Origin of the sequence: Acidovorax sp. 210-6 (assembly GCF_010020825.1) — a bacterium.
Classification (GTDB): Bacteria; Pseudomonadota; Gammaproteobacteria; order Burkholderiales; family Burkholderiaceae_C; genus Simplicispira; species Simplicispira sedimenti.
On the sequence record NZ_JAACJE010000001.1, the window covers coordinates 2,196,437 to 2,213,481 of the forward strand.

Below are 17,045 nucleotides of genomic sequence, written 5' to 3' on the forward strand. Positions count from 1 at the left end.
GGGGCTTTTTGAGGTGCGCGTTGCGCAGAAGATCAGTTGGCGCGGGTGCCGACCACTTCGATCTCAACGCGACGGTTCTTGGCGCGACCTTCCTTGGTCTTGTTGTCGGCCACGGGCTGCTTCTCGCCCTTGCCTTCGGTGTACACGCGGCTCTTGTCGATGCCCTTGGACACCAGGTAAGCCTTCACGGCTTCGGCGCGGCGGATCGACAGCTTCTGGTTGTAGGCGTCAGAGCCGACGGAGTCGGTGTGACCCACAGCAATGATCACTTCCAGGTTGATGGCCTTGACCTTGGAGGCCAGGTCGTCCAGCTTGGCCTTGCCTTCGGGCTTCAGAACAGCCTTGTCGAAGTCGAAGAAAGCGTCGGCAGCGTAGGTCACCTTGGAAGAGGTGGGCGCAGCGGGCTTGGCAGCAGGTGCAGCGGGAGCTGCAGCGGGAGCTGCAGGCGCAGCAGCCGGAGCGGGAGCAGGAGCAGCCAGAGCGCCGTCGCAGCCAGGGGCAGCGGTGGCAGGCGTCCAGTTGGCATCGCGCCAGCACAGTTCGTTGGTGCCGTTCTTCCAGACCAGCTCGTTGGAGCCGTTCTTCCAGTTGTCGATGGTTTGGGCGCCAGCGGCAGTTGCGAGCGCTGCGGAGGCGATGAGCATCGCCACTTTGTTCAGTTTCTTCATGGTTCTCCTCTTGGGGAAAAAGGCGCAGCAGCAGCGCTGCGTGATCGGACGCAATTGGCATCAATCACCAAAAACGTTCGATCGATTGTGCCATAGCCGTGCTTTACTCGTGGCACAAGGCACCCGGAAGGCGTTCCACCCCTCCGGATTCGCCCCAGGATGTTGCTCAACAGCAACAGGCGCTTGCGCCTAAAATGGGTGCCCCTAGCCTTAGCCTCGACTGCCGCACCCATGACCCAGTTCGCCAAAGAGACCCTGCCCATCAGCCTGGAAGAGGAGATGCGCCGCAGTTACCTGGATTACGCCATGAGCGTGATCGTGGGCCGGGCGCTGCCCGATGCGCGCGATGGCCTCAAGCCCGTGCACCGGCGGGTGTTGTTTGCCATGCACGAGCTGGGCAACGACTGGAATCGGGCGTACAAGAAATCGGCCCGTATCGTCGGTGACGTGATCGGTAAGTACCACCCGCACGGCGACAGCGCGGTGTACGACACCATTGTGCGCATGGCACAGGATTTCTCGCTGCGCCACATGCTGGTGGACGGTCAAGGCAACTTCGGTTCGGTCGATGGCGACAGCGCCGCAGCCATGCGTTACACCGAAATCCGCCTGTCGAAAATTGCCCATGAAATGCTGGCCGACATCGACAAGGAAACCGTCGATTTCGGCCCCAACTACGACGGCAGCGAGAAGGAGCCCCTGGTGCTGCCCACGCGCCTGCCCAACCTGCTGGTCAATGGCAGCGCAGGCATTGCCGTGGGCATGGCCACCAACATTCCTCCGCACAACCTGAACGAGGTGGTGGACGCCTGCTTGCACCTGCTGCGCAACCCACAGGCCAGCATTGACGAGTTGATGGAAATCATCCCGGCGCCGGATTTCCCCACGGCTGGCATCATTTATGGTATTCAGGGCGTCAAGGAAGGCTACCGCACCGGCCGCGGCAAGGTGGTGATGCGCGCCAAGTGCCACTTTGAGGACATCGACCGGGGCCAGCGCCAGGCCATCATCGTGGACGAGCTGCCCTACCAGGTCAACAAGAAGACGCTGCAGGAGCGCATGGCCGAGCTGGTGCACGAGAAGAAGATCGAGGGCATCAGCCACATCCAGGATGAGTCCGACAAATCGGGCATGCGCCTGGTGATCGAGCTCAAGCGCGGCGAGGTGCCCGAGGTGGTGCTCAACAACCTGTACAAGCAGACGCAGTTGCAGGACACCTTTGGCATCAACATGGTGGCCCTGATCGACGGCCAACCACGCCTGTGCAACCTCAAGGACCTGGTCGAAGTCTTCCTGCAGCACCGCCGCGAAGTGGTCACCCGCCGCACCGTGTTCGAGCTGCGCAAGGCGCGCGACCGTGGCCATGTGCTTGAAGGCCTGGCCGTGGCCCTGGCCAACATTGACGACTTCATCGCCATCATCCGTAACGCGCCCACACCGCCTGTGGCCAAGGCCGAGCTGATGGCCCGCCCCTGGGACAGCAAACTGGTGCGCGAGATGCTGACGCGCACGCGCGCAGACGGTGGCGTGGTCAATGCCGACGACTACCGTCCCGAAGGCCTGGAACGCGAATTCGGCCTGCTGCAGGACGGCCTGTACCGCCTGTCGGAAACCCAGGCGCAAGAAATTCTGCAAATGCGTCTGCAGCGCCTCACCGGGCTGGAGCAGGACAAGATCGTCGCCGAGTACAAGGACATCATGGCGCACATCGAGGACTTGCTGGACATCCTGGCCAAGCCCGAGCGCGTCTCCACCATCATCAGCGACGAGCTGACCAGCCTGCAGCAGGAATTCGGCCAGACCAAGCTGGGCGCGCGCCGCAGCCAGATCGAGCACAGCGCACAAGACCTGTCCACCGAAGACCTGATTGCGCCCACCGACATGGTGGTCACGCTGAGCCACTCGGGCTACATCAAGAGCCAGCCGCTGAGCGAATACCGCGCGCAAAAGCGCGGCGGGCGCGGCAAGCAGGCCACGGCCACCAAGGAAGACGACTGGATCGACCAGCTCTTCATCGCCAACACGCACGACTACATCCTGTGCTTCTCCAACCGTGGGCGGCTGTACTGGCTCAAGGTCTGGGAAGTGCCCTCGGGCTCGCGCGGCTCGCGCGGGCGCCCCATCGTCAACATGTTCCCGCTGCAGGACGGCGAAAAGATCAACGTGGTGCTGCCGCTGACCGGGGACATGCGCAGCTTCCCGGCCGACCGCTACGTGTTCATGGCGACCAGCATGGGCACGGTCAAGAAGACGGCGCTGGACGAATTCAGCAACCCGCGCAAGGGCGGCATCATTGCCGTGAACCTGGACGATGGCGACTACCTCATCGGTGCCGCACTCACCGACGGCCAGCATGACGTGATGCTGTTTTCCGACGGCGGCAAGGCCGTGCGCTTTGACGAAAACGATGTGCGCCCCCTGGGCCGCCAGGCTCGCGGCGTGCGCGGCATGATGCTCGAAGAAGGCCAGAGCGTGATCGCCATGCTGGTGGCTGAAGACGAGACCCAAAGCGTGCTCACCGCCACCATCAACGGCTACGGCAAGCGCACCAGCATCACCGAATACACGCGCCACGGCCGGGGCACCAAGGGCATGATCGCCATCCAGCAAAGCGAGCGCAACGGCAAGGTCGTGGCCGCCACGCTGGTGCATGCCGACGACGAGATCATGCTCATCACCGACAAGGGCGTGCTGGTGCGCACCCGTGTGAGCGAGATCCGCGAACTGGGCCGTGCCACGCAGGGCGTGACGCTGATCGCGCTGGACGAGGGTGCACAACTCAGCGGCCTGCAGCGCATTGTCGAAAACGACGCCAACAACACCGACGCTCCGACGCCCGACGAGGACGCCTCAGCCGCCGAATCCTGATGCCAGGCGCCGCAAGGCGCTTTGCTATTATTTTTGTAGCTGCTTGCGCTCTATTGATGGGCGCTGAAACCGTTTTTTATTCAAACCATGCAACGCCCCTACAACTTCTCTGCCGGCCCGGCTGCCATTCCTGCCGAAGTTCTGGAACAGGCCGCCGCCGAAATGCTGGACTGGCATGGCAGCGGCATGGGCGTGATGGAGATGAGCCACCGGGGCAAGGAATTCATCTCCATCTGCGAACAGGCCGAGGCCGACCTGCGCGAGCTGCTGGCCATCCCGCCGCAGTTCCAGGTGTTGTTCATGCAAGGCGGTGGCCTGGCCGAAAACGCCATCGTGCCGCTGAACCTCTCCCGGGCCGGGACGGTCGATTTCGTGGTGACCGGCGGCTGGAGCCAGAAGTCGGCCAAGGAGGCGCGCAAGTACGCCGCCGAGGTGAACGTGGTGGCCACCAGCGAGGACAGCCAGTTCACCACCCTGCCCGCCCCGGCGCAGTGGCAGCTGAGCAAGGGCGCTAGCTACCTGCACCTGTGCAGCAACGAAACCATCCACGGCATCGAGTTCCATGAACTGCCCGACCTGAAGGCCCTGGGCTCAGACGCGCCGCTGGTCATCGATTTCTCCTCCCACGTCGCCTCGCGCAGCGTGGACTGGTCGCGCGTGGGCCTGGCCTTTGGCGGCGCGCAAAAAAACCTGGGCCCGGCGGGCCTGACGCTGGTCGTGGTGCGCGAGGATTTGCTGGGCCACGCCCTGCCCATCTGCCCCAGCGCGTTCAACTACCAGACGGTGGCCGAGAACCGCTCCATGTACAACACGCCGCCCACCTGGGGCATCTACATCGCGGGCCTGACCTTCCAGTGGCTCAAGCGCCAGCGCGAAGGCAGTCTCAGCGGCATTGCCGCCATCGAGCAGCGCAACATCGCCAAGGCGCAGATGCTGTACGACACCATCGACCAATCCGCGTTTTACTTGAACAAAGTGGCTGCCCACTGCCGTTCGCGCATGAACGTACCCTTCTTCCTGCGTGACGAATCGCGCAACGATGCCTTCCTGGCCGGCGCCAAAGAGCGCGGCCTGCTGCAACTCAAGGGCCACAAGTCCGTGGGCGGCATGCGCGCCAGCATCTACAACGCCATGCCCATCGCAGGCGTGCAGGCGCTGGTGGACTACATGCGAGAATTCGAGCAGCGCCACGCCTGAGCCGCGCCCCACCCATGAACACCCCACAAGCCACCCCTGAACTGGCCAGCCTGCGCGTCCAGATCGACAACATCGACCAGCAACTGCTCACCCTGCTGAACCAGCGCGCCCTGGTGGCCGAGCGTGTCGGCGAGGTCAAGAAACGCGAAGGCACCCCCTTCTTCCGCCCCGACCGCGTGGCGCAGGTGATCGAAAAAATCACACGCGCCAACCCTGGGCCGCTCAAGAGCGCGCATGTCGCCGCCATCTGGCGCGAAATCATGTCGGCCTGCCTGGCGCTCGAATCGCCCCAGCGCGTGGCCGTGCTGGGGCCTGCGGGCACCTTCTGCGAGCAGGCGGCGATCGAGTATTTCGGCGGGGCTGCCGACATCGTCTATTGCGCCAACTTCGACGAAGTGTTCCACGCCACGGCCTCGGGCAGCGTGCAGTTCGGTGTGGTGGGCGTCGAGAATTCGGTCGAGGGCGTGGTCACGCGCTCGCTCGATCTGTTCCTGCACTCACCCACGCATGTGGTGGGCGAAGTGAGCCTGCTGGTGCGCCACAACCTGCTGCGCCAGACCAATTCGCTCGACGGCATCGAGGCCGTGCTGGCCCACCCGCAGGCCCTGGCGCAGTGCCAGGCCTGGCTGACCAAGCACCTGCCGCACGCCGAGCGCCGACCCGTCTCCAGCAACGCCGAGGGTGCGCGGCTGGCCGCCACCAACCCAACCTGGGCGGCCCTGGCCAGCGAACGCGCGGCCACGCAGTTCGGACTGCACATCGTTGCGCACGCCATCCAGGACGAGGCCTACAACCGAACGCGCTTTGCCATCATCTGCCTGCCCCACACGCTGGCCATGCCTGCGCCCACGGGCAAGGACTGCACGAGCCTGATCGTTTCGGTCCCCAACGAACCCGGCGCGGTGCACGACCTGCTGGTGCCGCTGAAGAAGCACGGCGTCTCGATGACGCGCTTCGAGTCGCGCCCTGCACGCACGGGCCAGTGGGAATACTATTTCTACATCGACATCGACGGACACCCCTCGCAGCCCCATGTGGCCGCTGCGCTGGAGGAGCTGCGCTCGCTGTGCGCGTACTACAAGATGCTGGGTGCCTATCCGGTCACGCCCTGAACGCGCGAAAGCCGCCATGCACCGCAACGCAACAAGGACATTGCATGTTTGAACAACTCGGGCTCATCGGATGCGGACTGATGGGTGGATCGTTTGCCCTGGCGCTCAAGCAGGCCGGGTTGGTACAGCGCGTGGTGGGCTACAGCAAGTCCCCGTCCACCACCGACCGCGCACGCCAGCTGGGCGTGATCGACGTGGAAGCCCCCTCGGCCCTGCTGGCCGTCGCCGGCGCCGATATCGTGCTGCTGGCAGTGCCAGTGTCGGCCACCGAGGCCACGCTCAAGGCCATCCGGCACCTCGTCACGCCGCAAATGCTCATCATGGACGTGGGCTCCACCAAGGCCGACGTCGTGCAGGCCGCCGAAAGTGCGCTGCGCGAAAAGGTGGGCTCCTTCGTGCCCGCGCACCCCATCACGGGGCGTGAAGTCTCGGGCGTGGAACACGCCGAGGCCGAACTCTACAGCGGCCGCCAGGTCATCCTCACGCCCACCGAGCGCACCTACACCGCACAATTGCAGCGCGCACAAGAGGTTTGGACGCAACTGGGCAGCCGCGTCACCAGCATGTCGCCCGAGTCGCACGACGCCGCCTTTGCCGCCGTGAGCCACCTGCCGCACCTGCTGGCCTTCACGCTGATCAACAGCATCGCCGGGCAGGAGGATGCCGACACCTACCTGTCGCTCGCCGGCCCGGGCTTTCGCGACTTCACGCGCATTGCCGCCAGCGACCCCAAGGTGTGGCGCGACATCCTGCTGTCCAACCGCGAAGAGTTGCTGCGGCAGTCCGACCTGTACAAGCAGACGCTCGAACGCATCGAGCACGCCATGCGCCAGGGTGACTCGCAGTCCATCGAGGACATGCTCACCTTCGCCAGCGAAACCCGCAAGCACTGGCGCATGGGCGCCCAGCGCAGCAAGAAGTAACCCGGGGATTTCCTGCGGCGCGGCCCCACACGGGCGGCGTCTTGAGCGAATCCCGCGCGGCGCATGCCCATGGGCCGATGCGCCGCGTGCACCGGCCCCAGGGCCATGGACGAACGACACCGATGTACCGCACCGCCTTCCTCGATCTGCCGCCCCTGCACGCTGTGGCGGGCGAAGTCCAGCTCCCCGGCTCCAAGAGCATTTCCAACCGTGTGCTGCTGCTGGCCGCACTGAGCGCAGGCCGCACCACGGTGCACGACCTGCTGGCCTCGGACGACACCCGCGTGATGCTGGACGCGCTGCGCCAATTGGGCTGCACCGTCGAAGAGGATGGCGCACAGGTACACATCACCGGCCTGGGCGGCCGGGCGCCACACTCGCCGGCCCAACTGTTCCTGGGCAACGCGGGCACGGCCATGCGCCCGCTGACGGCGGCACTGGCGCTGCTGGGTGGTGCGTTTGAACTCAGCGGCATTGCGCGCATGCACGAGCGCCCCATTGGCGACCTGGTCGATGCGCTGCGCCAACTCGGTTGCCAGATCGACTACCTGGGCAACGAGGGTTATCCGCCGCTGCGCATCGCCCATGCAGGCGGTGTACCGCCCCTGAAGCTCGACGCGCCCATCCGCGTGCGCGGCGACGTGTCCAGCCAATTCCTCACCGCGCTGCTGATGGCGCTGCCGCTGGCCAGCGCGCAGCAGGACGTGGTGATCGAGGTGGTGGGCGAGCTCATCTCCAAGCCCTACATCCACATCACGCTGCGCCTGTTGGAACGCTTTGGCATTGCCGTGGTGCACGACCAATGGCAGCGCTTCACCATTCCTGCCAACAGCCGCTACCAATCGCCCGGCGACATCCATGTGGAGGCAGACGCCTCCTCTGCTAGCTATTTCATAGCTGCTGGCGCAATAGCAGCGGGCGTCAGCGGCCAAAATGGCATCAAAATTCTGGGGGTGGGGCTGGATTCCATCCAGGGCGACATCCGCTTTGTCGAGGCCGCGCAAGCCATGGGTGCGCAGGTCACCAGCGGCCCCAACTGGCTGGAAGTGTCGCGCGGCGCCTGGCCGCTGCGCGCCATCGAGCTGGATTGCAACCACATCCCCGATGCCGCCATGACCCTGGCCGTCATGGCCCTGTACGCCCAGGGCACCACGGTGCTGCGCAACATTGCCAGCTGGCGCGTCAAGGAGACCGACCGCATCGCCGCCATGGCCACCGAGCTGCGCAAGCTGGGCGCCAGCGTGGAAGAAGGGCCGGACCTCATCCGGGTGACGCCACCTGCCAGCCCGGCGCACTGGAAGGCCGCGTCCATCCACACCTATGACGACCACCGCGTCGCCATGTGCTTCTCGCTCGCCAGCTTCAACCCGGCTGGCCTGCCCGTGCGCATCGAAGACCCGCAGTGCGTGGCCAAGACCTTTCCGGACTACTTCGAAGCCCTGTTCTCGGTGGCGCAGGTGGCGCCAGAACACATCCCGGTGCTGTGCATCGACGGCCCCACCGCCTCGGGCAAAGGCACAGTGGCGGCCGCAGTGGCGCAGCGCCTGGGCTACGGCTTTCTCGATTCGGGCGCCATGTACCGCATCACGGCCCTGGCCGCCACGCGTGCCGGGCTGGCCATCGACGCCGCCCACGAAAAAGCCATTGCGGACCTGGCACGCCAGCTCCCGGTGCACTTTGCAGACGGCAAGGTCTGGCTGGGCCACGACGACGTGACCGAAGCCATCCGCACCGAAGATGCAGGCATGAACGCCTCGCGCGTTTCGGCGCTGCCCGCCGTGCGCGAGGCCCTGGTTCATCTCCAGCACAGCTTTCGCCGCCTGCCTGGCCTGGTGGCCGACGGGCGCGACATGGGCACCGTCATCTTCCCCGGCGCGCCGCTCAAGGTGTTCCTCACCGCCAGCGTGGAATGCAGGGCGCAGCGGCGCCACAAGCAGTTGATTTCAAAGGGAATCGACACTACAATCGACAGTCTTCGTGCGGACCTGCAGGCGCGCGACGCCAGGGACATGTCCCGCAGCGTTGCCCCTTTGAAGCCCGCACAGGATGCTCTGGTGCTGGACAGCTCCCACCTCACGGTCGAACAGGCCGTGGATCAGGTGCTCGTCTGGTGGCAAGAGCGCCAGCCCTTCGTGCCCCGCACGCAGGGCTGAAAAGCAGCAGGGCCGCAAGGTCCTGCAAAAGGCCCACCCGGCCCCCATCGCGCAGCAGCGCACGGCCAGGTGGTTCACAACTTAACCCGCGGAAACACCCGCAAAACCACCGCAAGCAGCTATAAAAACGGTAGCAATGGTGCTGCCGGAATCCTGTTTGTGGCAAGGAAACACATGTCCGAATCTTTTGCCGCCCTTTTTGAAGAATCCCTCCAGCGCACCGAAATGCGCCCGGGCGAAGTCATCACCGCCGAAGTCGTGCGCGTGGAACACAACTTCGTCGTGGTCAACGCAGGCCTCAAGTCCGAAGCCTACGTGCCTATCGAGGAATTCAAGAACGATCAGGGCGAAGTGGAAGTCCAAGTCGGTGACTTCGTTTCGGTGGCCATCGGCTCCATCGAAAACGGTTACGGCGACACCATCCTGTCGCGTGACACCGCCAAGCGTCTGGCTTCGTGGATGAGCCTGGAAAAGGCCCTGGAATCCGGCGAATTCGTCACCGGCACCACGTCCGGCAAGGTCAAGGGAGGCCTGACTGTCCTGGTCAACGGCATCCGCGCCTTCCTGCCCGGCTCGCTGATCGATACGCGTCCGATCAAGGATCTGACGCCGTACGAAAACAAGACCATGGAATTCAAGGTCATCAAGCTCGACCGCAAGCGCAACAACGTGGTGCTGAGCCGCCGCGCCGTGGTGGAAGCCTCCATGGGCGAAGAGCGCGCCAAGCTGATGGAGACCCTGAAGGAAGGCTCCATCGTTCAAGGTGTGGTCAAGAACATCACCGAATACGGTGCGTTCGTGGACCTGGGCGGCATCGACGGCCTGCTGCACATCACCGACATGGCATGGCGCCGCGTGCGTCACCCCTCCGAAGTGGTGACCGCTGGCCAGGAAATCACGGCCAAGATCCTCAAGTTCGACACCGAGAAGAACCGCGTGTCCCTGGGCCTCAAGCAGATGGGCGACGATCCCTGGATGGGCGTGGCTCGCCGCTACCCCCAGAGCACCCGCCTGTTCGGCAAGATCACGAACATTGCCGACTACGGCGCGTTCGTCGAACTCGAGCCCGGCATCGAAGGCCTGGTGCACGTCTCCGAAATGGACTGGACCAACAAGAACATCGCTCCCGCCAAGCTGGTTTCGCTGGGCGACGAAGTCGAAGTCATGGTCCTGGAAATCGACGAAGACAAGCGCCGCATCAGCCTGGGCATGAAGCAGTGCCGTGCCAACCCCTGGCAAGAGTTCGCGCAAAACACCAAGCGCGGCGACCGCGTCAAGGGTCCGATCAAGTCGATCACCGACTTCGGCGTGTTCGTGGGCCTGGCTGCCGGTATCGACGGTCTGGTGCACCTGTCCGACCTGTCCTGGAACGAACCCGGCGAAGCCGCCGTGCGCAACTACAAGAAGGGCCAGGAAGTCGAAGCCATCGTGCTGGCTGTCGATGTGGACCGCGAGCGCATCTCCCTGGGCATCAAGCAGCTCGACGGCGACCCGTTCACCACCTTCGTGACCGTGAACGACAAGGGCCAGACGGTGACCGGCAAGGTCAAGACCGTGGACGCCCGTGGCGCCGAGATCGATCTGGGTGAAGATGTCATCGGTTACCTGCGCGCTTCGGAAATCTCCCGCGATCGCGTGGAAGATGCCCGCAACGTGCTCAAGGAAGGCGACGAAGTCACCGCCGTGGTGGTGAACGTGGATCGCAAGACCCGCAACATCCAGCTGTCGATCAAGGCCAAGGACATGGCCGACCAGAACGAAGCCATGCAATCGCTGAGCCAGCAATCGGCCCGCGAAAGCGCTGGCACGACCAGCCTGGGCGCCCTGCTGCGCGCTAAGCTGGACAACTCGGACAAATAAGGCCCAAGGCGGCGCTGACGTTCAGCGTCGCCCCACGCCCCTTGTTCCATCAAGGGCCGGGCGGGTGCACAATGTGCCCTCCCGGCCTTTTTCACGCCTTTTTTTCATCCCATGACCCGATCCGACCTCGTTGAAGCGCTTGCCGCACGGTTCAGCCACCTCACGCAGCGCGATGCGGAATACGCCGTCAAGACCCTGCTCGACGCCATTGGCCAGGCCCTGGTGCAAGGCCACCGCATCGAAGTCCGGGGCTTTGGCAGCTTTTCGGTCAGCCACCGCCCACCGCGCATGGGACGCAATCCGCGCAGCGGTGAATCCGTGGCCATTCCGGCCAAGCGTGTGCCCCACTTCAAGCCCGGCAAGGCCCTGCGCGAAGCCGTGGACCAGCGCACCGCCGAACTCGAAAGCCAACAGCACGAGCCGTCAGGCGCGCCCCGCTGAGGTTTTTGCGCCGCCAGCGGCCAAGCGCAGGGCGGCGGCCCGTAGAATTCCTCCACCACGGGGGAGATCCATGAAATACCTGCTGTGGCTGCTCAAGGCAGCCATTTTTTTCACCCTGTTTGCCTTTGCCCTCAACAACCAACAGGACGCCACCGTGCACTTCTTCTTTGGCACGCAGTGGCGCGCGCCCCTGGTGCTGGTGGTGCTCACCGCCTTTGCCGCCGGGCTGGTGACCGGTGTGCTGGGCATGGTGCCGCGCTGGTGGAAGCACCGCGCCGCGGCCCGCCAGGCGCAGGAGCAACTGAGCCTGCGCGAGCGCCAAGCGCCCCTGCCACCCCAACCCGCCCCCACCAACGACAGCGCATCGCCCCATGGAATCTGATTACGTCTGGCTCCTGCTGGGCCTGCCCGTGGCCTTTGTGCTGGGTTGGGCCGCTTCGCGCATCGACCTGCGCCAGCTGCGCGCCGAGAACCGCAGCGTGCCCAAGGCCTACTTCAAAGGCCTGAACTTCCTGCTCAACGAGCAGCAGGACCAGGCCATCGACGCCTTCATCGAGGCGGTGCAGAACGACCCCGACACCTCGGAGCTGCACTTTGCCCTGGGCAACCTGTTCCGCCGCCGCGGCGAATACGACCGCGCCGTGCGCGTACACGAGCACCTATTGCAACGCGGCGACTTGAGCCCCAAAGACCGCGACCGCGCCCAGCACGCACTGGCGCTGGACTTCCTCAAGGCGGGCCTGCTGGACCGCGCCGAACAGGCCCTGGCGCGGCTGGAAGGCACCGACTTCGAGCAACCCGCGCGACTGGCCCTGCTGGCCATCTACGAGCGCTCGCGCGACTGGCCCCAGGCCGCCGCCATGGCGCACAAGATGCACGGCAGCCAGGGCGACTTCAGCGCTCGCCAGGCCCACTATCTGTGCGAGCAGGCCAGCGAACGACTGGCCCAACAAGACGCCGCCGCCGCGCTGGACCTGTTGGCCCAGGCCCAGGCCATTGCCCCGCAGGCCGCCCGCCCGCGCGTGGAACAGGCCCGCCTGCACATGCAGCTAGGCCGGTGCGACGCCGCCTGCGCCACCCTGCGCACGCTGACCAGCGAAGCCCCCATGGCCCTGCCCCTGGCGGCTGCGCTCTGGGCGCAGGCCGCCCGTGGCTGCGGCAAGGTGGACCAGGCCCGCGCGCTGCTGGAACAGCACTACGCCCAGGCCCCCTCGCTGGACGTGCTGGACGCCATCGTCAGCCTCAGCCAGGGCACAGACGCCGCACCCAACACCCAGGCCGGGCGCGACTGGTACCTGCGCCATCTGCAGACGGAACCTTCGCTCGTGGCCGCCGCCAAATGGCTGGCGGGCGAGCGACTGGAACACGAAGAACACCACCGCGCCGTGCAACGCGCGCTGGATCACGCCACCCTGCCCCTCACGCGCTACCGCTGCGCCGCCTGCGGCTTTGAGGCACGCCAGCACTTCTGGCAATGTCCCGGTTGCCAGTCCTGGGACAGCTACCCGGCCCGGCGTATCGAAGAACTCTGAACCATTCTCAGGACACCGCCATGCTGAAAAAACTCCTCGTTCTGCTGTCCCTGTGCTGCGCCGCACTGGCCTACGCCGCTGTGGATGTGAACCAGGCCAGCGAGGCCGAACTCGACGGCATCAAGGGCATTGGCCCGGCCATGTCGGCCCGCATCCTGCAAGAACGCGAGAAGGCCCCGTTCAAGGATTGGGCCGATCTGATCGAGCGTGTGCAGGGCGTGGGCGAAGGCAGCGCGGCCAGGCTTTCGGCCGAGGGCCTGCGCGTCAACGGCCGCAGCTTCAAGAAGGCCAAGGCCCCCAAGACCCCGCGCAAGCAGCGTGAGGCCCAGCAGCCCTCCGCAGCACCAAGCGCCCAGCCGCCCGCAGTACCGGCCAGCGCAGCCCAGTAGGCCCGCATCCATTGCTATATTTTTAATAGCTGCTAGCGCTTACTGGACGGGCGCTGCAGGTCATTTTCATTTGAATTTTTCTTGCTCGGCAGAACCGCTCAGGTGCTGCCGAACCCACCCCCTCCGGGGGTCTGGATCTCGAACACATCGCCTGCGCCCATCTCCACCTGGGCGATGTGGCCCAGCTTCTCTACCCTGCCATCGGCACGCAGCACGCGGTTGATGCCCGGCTGGCCGCTGCGCCCCCCGGCCATGCCAAAGCCGCCCTCGCGGCGGCCGTTGGACAGGATGCTGGCCGTCATCGGCTCCAAAAAGCGGATGCGGCGCACGCCGCCATCGCCCCCGCGCCAGCGCCCTGCCCCGCCCGATGCCTGGCGCAGCGCGTAGCTCTCCAGCCGCACCGGAAAGCGCCACTCCAGCACCTCGGGGTCGGTCAGGCGCGAATTGGTCATGTGCGTCTGCACCACACTGGTTCCGGCAAAGCCGCCCACCAGCGCGCCCTGGGCGTCGAACACGCCCCCGGCGCCACTGCCGCCGGCAATGGTCTCGTAGTACTGGTAGCGCTCGTTGCCGAAGGTGAAGTTGTTCATGGTGGGCTGGCTGCCCGCCATCACGCCCAGGGCACCGAACAGCGCGTTGGTGACGGCGGTGGAGGTCTCCACATTGCCCGCCACCACGGCCGCCGGGTGGCGCGGGTTGAGCAGCGAGCCTTCGGGGATGTGCACACGCAGCGGCTGGAGGCAGCCCGCATTGAGCGGAATGTCGTCGTCCACCAGACAGCGGAACACGTACAGCACCGCCGCCATGCAGACGGCACGCGGGGCGTTGAAGTTGTGGTCGTCCTGTTGCGCACTGGTGCCCGCAAAGTCGATGTCGGCGCTGCGGTCTTCGGGGTGCAGGCGCACGGCCACGCAGATGCGCGCGCCGTTGTCCATGGCCAGCTCAAAGTGGCCGTCGTGCACATGCGCCGCCAGGCGCGCAATGGCGCGGCGCACGGCCTCCTCGGCGTTGTCCTGCACATGCCGCATGTAGGCCTGCACGGTGGCCAGGCCGAACTCCTGCACCATGCGGCGCAGTTCCTGGGCGCCTTTCTCGTTGGCAGCGATCTGGGCGCGCAGGTCGGCCAGGTTCTGTTGCGGGTTGCGGCTGGGGTGGGGGCCGGATTTCAGCAGGGCCAGCATTTCTGCATCGCGCAGCACACCGCCTTCGACCAGGCGGAAATTGTCGATGCGCACGCCCTCCTCTTCGATGTGCCTGGAGAACGGCGGCATGGAGCCCGGCGTGGTGCCTCCCACGTCGGCATGGTGGCCGCGGCTGCCCACATAGAAGTGCGGGGTGCGCGCGGTGCCTGCGCCTGCGCTGTCCTCGTCCAGATAGACCGGCGTGATCACCGTGATGTCGGGCAGGTGCGTGCCGCCCTGGTAGGGGTCGTTGAGCACGTACACATCGCCCGGCCGCATGCAGCCCGCGTTGCGCGCCATCACGGCCCGAATGCTCTCGCCCATGCTGCCCAGATGCACCGGCATGTGCGGTGCATTGGCGATGAGCTGGCCCTGTGCGTCGAACAGGGCGCAACTGAAGTCCAGCCGCTCCTTGATGTTGACCGAGTGCGCCGTGTTCTGCAGTTGCAGGCCCATTTGCTCGGCAATGTTCATGAACAGGTGGTTGAACACGGCCAGCAGCACTGGGTCGGCATGGGTGCCTGCGGCCTGCCGGGCGGGGCGCGGGGTGCGTCGCTCCAGCAGCAGGTCGTTGAGCGCCGTGACGCGCGCCTGCCAGCCGGGCTCGACCACCGTGGTAGCGGTCTGCTCGGCCACGATGGCCGGGCCCTCCAGCAGATCGCCGGGGCGCAATTCCTCGCGCTGGTACAGGGCGGCGTCATGCCAGGCGGGCTGGCCGTCGGTGCCGGTGCTGAACATGCGCACCGTGGCGCGCTGTGGCGCCTGGCGCGGCGGGTGCAGCACCGCCGGGGGCTGCGCGGGGCGATCACCCGCCTGCACGGCCTCGACCGACACCGCCTCCACCACCAGGGCCCGGTGCTGCATCAAAAAGGCGAAACGCTGGCGGTAGGCTGCCTCGAAGGCTGCGCTGAGTGCCGCCACGGCGGCATGTCCGTCGTGCAGCAGGCCGGAGGGCGCATCGACGACCAGCGCGGTGTCCGAGCCTTCGTAGCGCACATGCACGCGGCGCAACACCTGCACCGCACCCTGCCCGCCCTGTTGCTGCGCCAGTTCGGCCTGCGCGGCATCGGCCAGTGCCTGCAAGGCCGCCTGCACGGCAGGCCAGGCCTGGGCGGACAGCGGCAACTCCACGGTCTGCTCGCGCAACAGGCTTTGGTCCGCCAGGCCCATGCCGTAGGCCGACAGGACGCCCGCCATGGGGTGCACCAGCACCTGCGACATACCCAGTGCATCGGCCACCAGGCAGGCGTGCTGGCCGCCCGCGCCACCAAAACACTGCAAGGTGTAGCGCGTGACGTCGTAGCCCCGGGCAATGCTGATCTTCTGGATGGCGCCTGCCATCTGCTGCACGGCAATCTGGATGCAGCCGTGGGCCGTGTGTTCGGGCGATAGGCCGGTCTGCGCTGCCAGCGCCCCCATAAGCTGGCGCACAGCCTGGGCATCCAGCGCCTCGTCGGCCCCAGGGCCAAACACCTGCGGAAAGTACGCGGGCTGGAGCTTGCCCACCAGCAGGTTGGCATCGGTCACCGTGAGCGGGCCGCCGCGCCGGTAGCAGGCCGGGCCGGGCTGGGCGCCAGCGCTGTGCGGCCCCACGCGCAGGCGTGCACCGTCGAAGGTGAGCAACGAGCCGCCGCCAGCGGCCACGGTGTGGATGGCCAGCATGGGGGCGCGCATGCGCACCCCGGCCACCTGGGTCTCGAATGCGCGCTCGAACTGGCCTGCGTAGTGGCTCACGTCGGTACTGGTACCACCCATGTCAAAACCGATCACGCGATCGTGCCCGGCCAGCTCCGCCGTGCGCGCCATGCCCACGATACCGCCCGCTGGACCGGAGAGCACGGCGTCCTTGCCCTGGAAGCAGTGGGCATCGGTCAGGCCGCCCGAGGACTGCATGAACAGCAGGCGCACGCCCGGCATGTCGGCAGCGACCTGCTCCACATAGCGGCGCAGGATGGGCGAGAGATAGGCATCGACCACGGTGGTGTCGCCCCGGCTGACGAACTTCATCAGCGGGCTGGTGGCATGCGAGGTGCTCACCTGCGTGAAGCCCGCGGCACGCGCCAGCCGCGCCGCCGCCTGCTCGTGCTGGGCAAAGCGATAGCCGTGCATGAAGACGATGGCCACGCTGCGCAGGCCCGCGTCGTAGGCGGCCCACAGACGTTCTTTCAGGTGCTCTTCATCGAGCGGCTCCACCACCTCACCGCGTGCGCCCAGGCGCTCCTGCGCCTCGATCACCCGTGCGTACAACAGTTCGGGCAGCACGATGTGGCGATCGAACAGCCGGGGGCGGTTCTGGTAGGCGATGCGCAGCGCGTCGCGAAAGCCCCGCGTGGTGACCAGCAGCGTGGGCTCGCCCTTGCGCTCCAGCAAGGCGTTGGTGGCCACGGTGGTGCCCATCTTCACGCACTCCACCAGCGCGGGGGTGATGGGCGCATCAGGCGCCAGGCCCAGCAGGTGGCGCATGCCCGCCACGGCCGCGTCGCGGTAGTGGCCGGGGTTTTCGGACAGCAGCTTGTGCGTGACCAGGCTGCCATCGGGCCGCCGCCCCACGATGTCGGTGAAGGTGCCGCCCCGGTCGATCCAGAACTGCCAGCGGGCTGCGAGGGACTGAGTTTCCATGGGCATAGGTTGCTATGTTTTTTGTAGCTTATCGCGCTTACAGAATGGGCGCTGCAGGCCATTTTCATTCAGAACCGCCAAGCACCGTGCGTCGCCATGGAC

12 protein-coding genes are annotated in these 17,045 nt (G+C 66.1%); 10 read left to right on the forward strand and 2 right to left on the reverse strand.

The features are described from left to right. Positions 1 to 32 precede the first annotated feature (32 nt). Positions 33 to 668, reverse strand: a complete 636-nt coding sequence (gene ompA, locus GWK50_RS10130) for an outer membrane protein OmpA (protein WP_162016391.1) — start codon at positions 666 to 668, stop codon at positions 33 to 35. Positions 669 to 899: 231 nt separating this feature from the next. On the opposite strand from ompA, the gene gyrA reads away from it, so the two are divergent. The 10 genes from gyrA to GWK50_RS10180 all read left to right on the forward strand — a co-directional run bounded on the left by gyrA (position 900) and on the right by GWK50_RS10180 (position 13,143). Beyond that, positions 900 to 3,536 carry a DNA gyrase subunit A gene (gyrA, locus tag GWK50_RS10135; RefSeq protein ID WP_162016392.1) on the forward strand — a complete coding sequence of 879 codons (2,637 nt, stop codon included), beginning with the start codon at positions 900 to 902 and terminating at the stop codon, positions 3,534 to 3,536. Between the two features lie 87 nt (positions 3,537 to 3,623). Further along, positions 3,624 to 4,733, forward strand: a complete 1,110-nt coding sequence (serC, locus tag GWK50_RS10140; protein ID WP_162016393.1) for a 3-phosphoserine/phosphohydroxythreonine transaminase — start codon at positions 3,624 to 3,626, stop codon at positions 4,731 to 4,733. Positions 4,734 to 4,747: 14 nt separating this feature from the next. Next, positions 4,748 to 5,845, forward strand: coding sequence for a prephenate dehydratase (gene pheA, locus GWK50_RS10145; RefSeq protein ID WP_162016394.1), 1,098 nt, complete (start codon positions 4,748 to 4,750; stop codon positions 5,843 to 5,845). A gap of 44 nt (positions 5,846 to 5,889) precedes the next feature. Next, complete coding sequence (locus GWK50_RS10150) at positions 5,890 to 6,768, forward strand: prephenate dehydrogenase/arogenate dehydrogenase family protein (protein ID WP_162016395.1); 879 nt, start codon at positions 5,890 to 5,892, stop codon at positions 6,766 to 6,768. A gap of 122 nt (positions 6,769 to 6,890) precedes the next feature. Next, positions 6,891 to 8,921 carry a bifunctional 3-phosphoshikimate 1-carboxyvinyltransferase/cytidylate kinase gene (locus GWK50_RS10155; RefSeq protein ID WP_162016396.1) on the forward strand — a complete coding sequence of 677 codons (2,031 nt, stop codon included), beginning with the start codon at positions 6,891 to 6,893 and terminating at the stop codon, positions 8,919 to 8,921. A 174-nt stretch (positions 8,922 to 9,095) separates the two neighbouring features. Then, a complete protein-coding gene (gene rpsA, locus GWK50_RS10160; RefSeq protein WP_162016397.1) occupies positions 9,096 to 10,781 on the forward strand; it encodes a 30S ribosomal protein S1 in 1,686 nt (561 codons plus the stop codon). Between the two features lie 111 nt (positions 10,782 to 10,892). Continuing rightward, a complete protein-coding gene (locus GWK50_RS10165; protein WP_162016398.1) occupies positions 10,893 to 11,222 on the forward strand; it encodes an integration host factor subunit beta in 330 nt (109 codons plus the stop codon). Positions 11,223 to 11,292: 70 nt separating this feature from the next. Then, positions 11,293 to 11,604, forward strand: a complete 312-nt coding sequence (locus GWK50_RS10170; protein ID WP_162016399.1) for a LapA family protein — start codon at positions 11,293 to 11,295, stop codon at positions 11,602 to 11,604. After that, positions 11,594 to 12,754, forward strand: coding sequence for a lipopolysaccharide assembly protein LapB (gene lapB, locus GWK50_RS10175; RefSeq protein WP_162016400.1), 1,161 nt, complete (start codon positions 11,594 to 11,596; stop codon positions 12,752 to 12,754). The genes GWK50_RS10170 and lapB overlap by 11 nt, the downstream gene beginning before the upstream one ends. 20 nt (positions 12,755 to 12,774) lie before the next feature. Further along, positions 12,775 to 13,143 (forward strand): helix-hairpin-helix domain-containing protein, encoded by a 369-nt coding sequence (locus tag GWK50_RS10180; protein WP_162016401.1) that lies wholly within the window; start codon positions 12,775 to 12,777, stop codon positions 13,141 to 13,143. 98 nt (positions 13,144 to 13,241) lie between these two features. On the opposite strand, the gene GWK50_RS10185 is transcribed toward GWK50_RS10180, so the two are convergent. After that, positions 13,242 to 16,949: a hydantoinase B/oxoprolinase family protein gene (locus GWK50_RS10185; protein WP_162016402.1), complete on the reverse strand. Its 3,708-nt coding sequence runs from the start codon at positions 16,947 to 16,949 to the stop codon at positions 13,242 to 13,244. Positions 16,950 to 17,045: the final 96 nt, after the last annotated feature.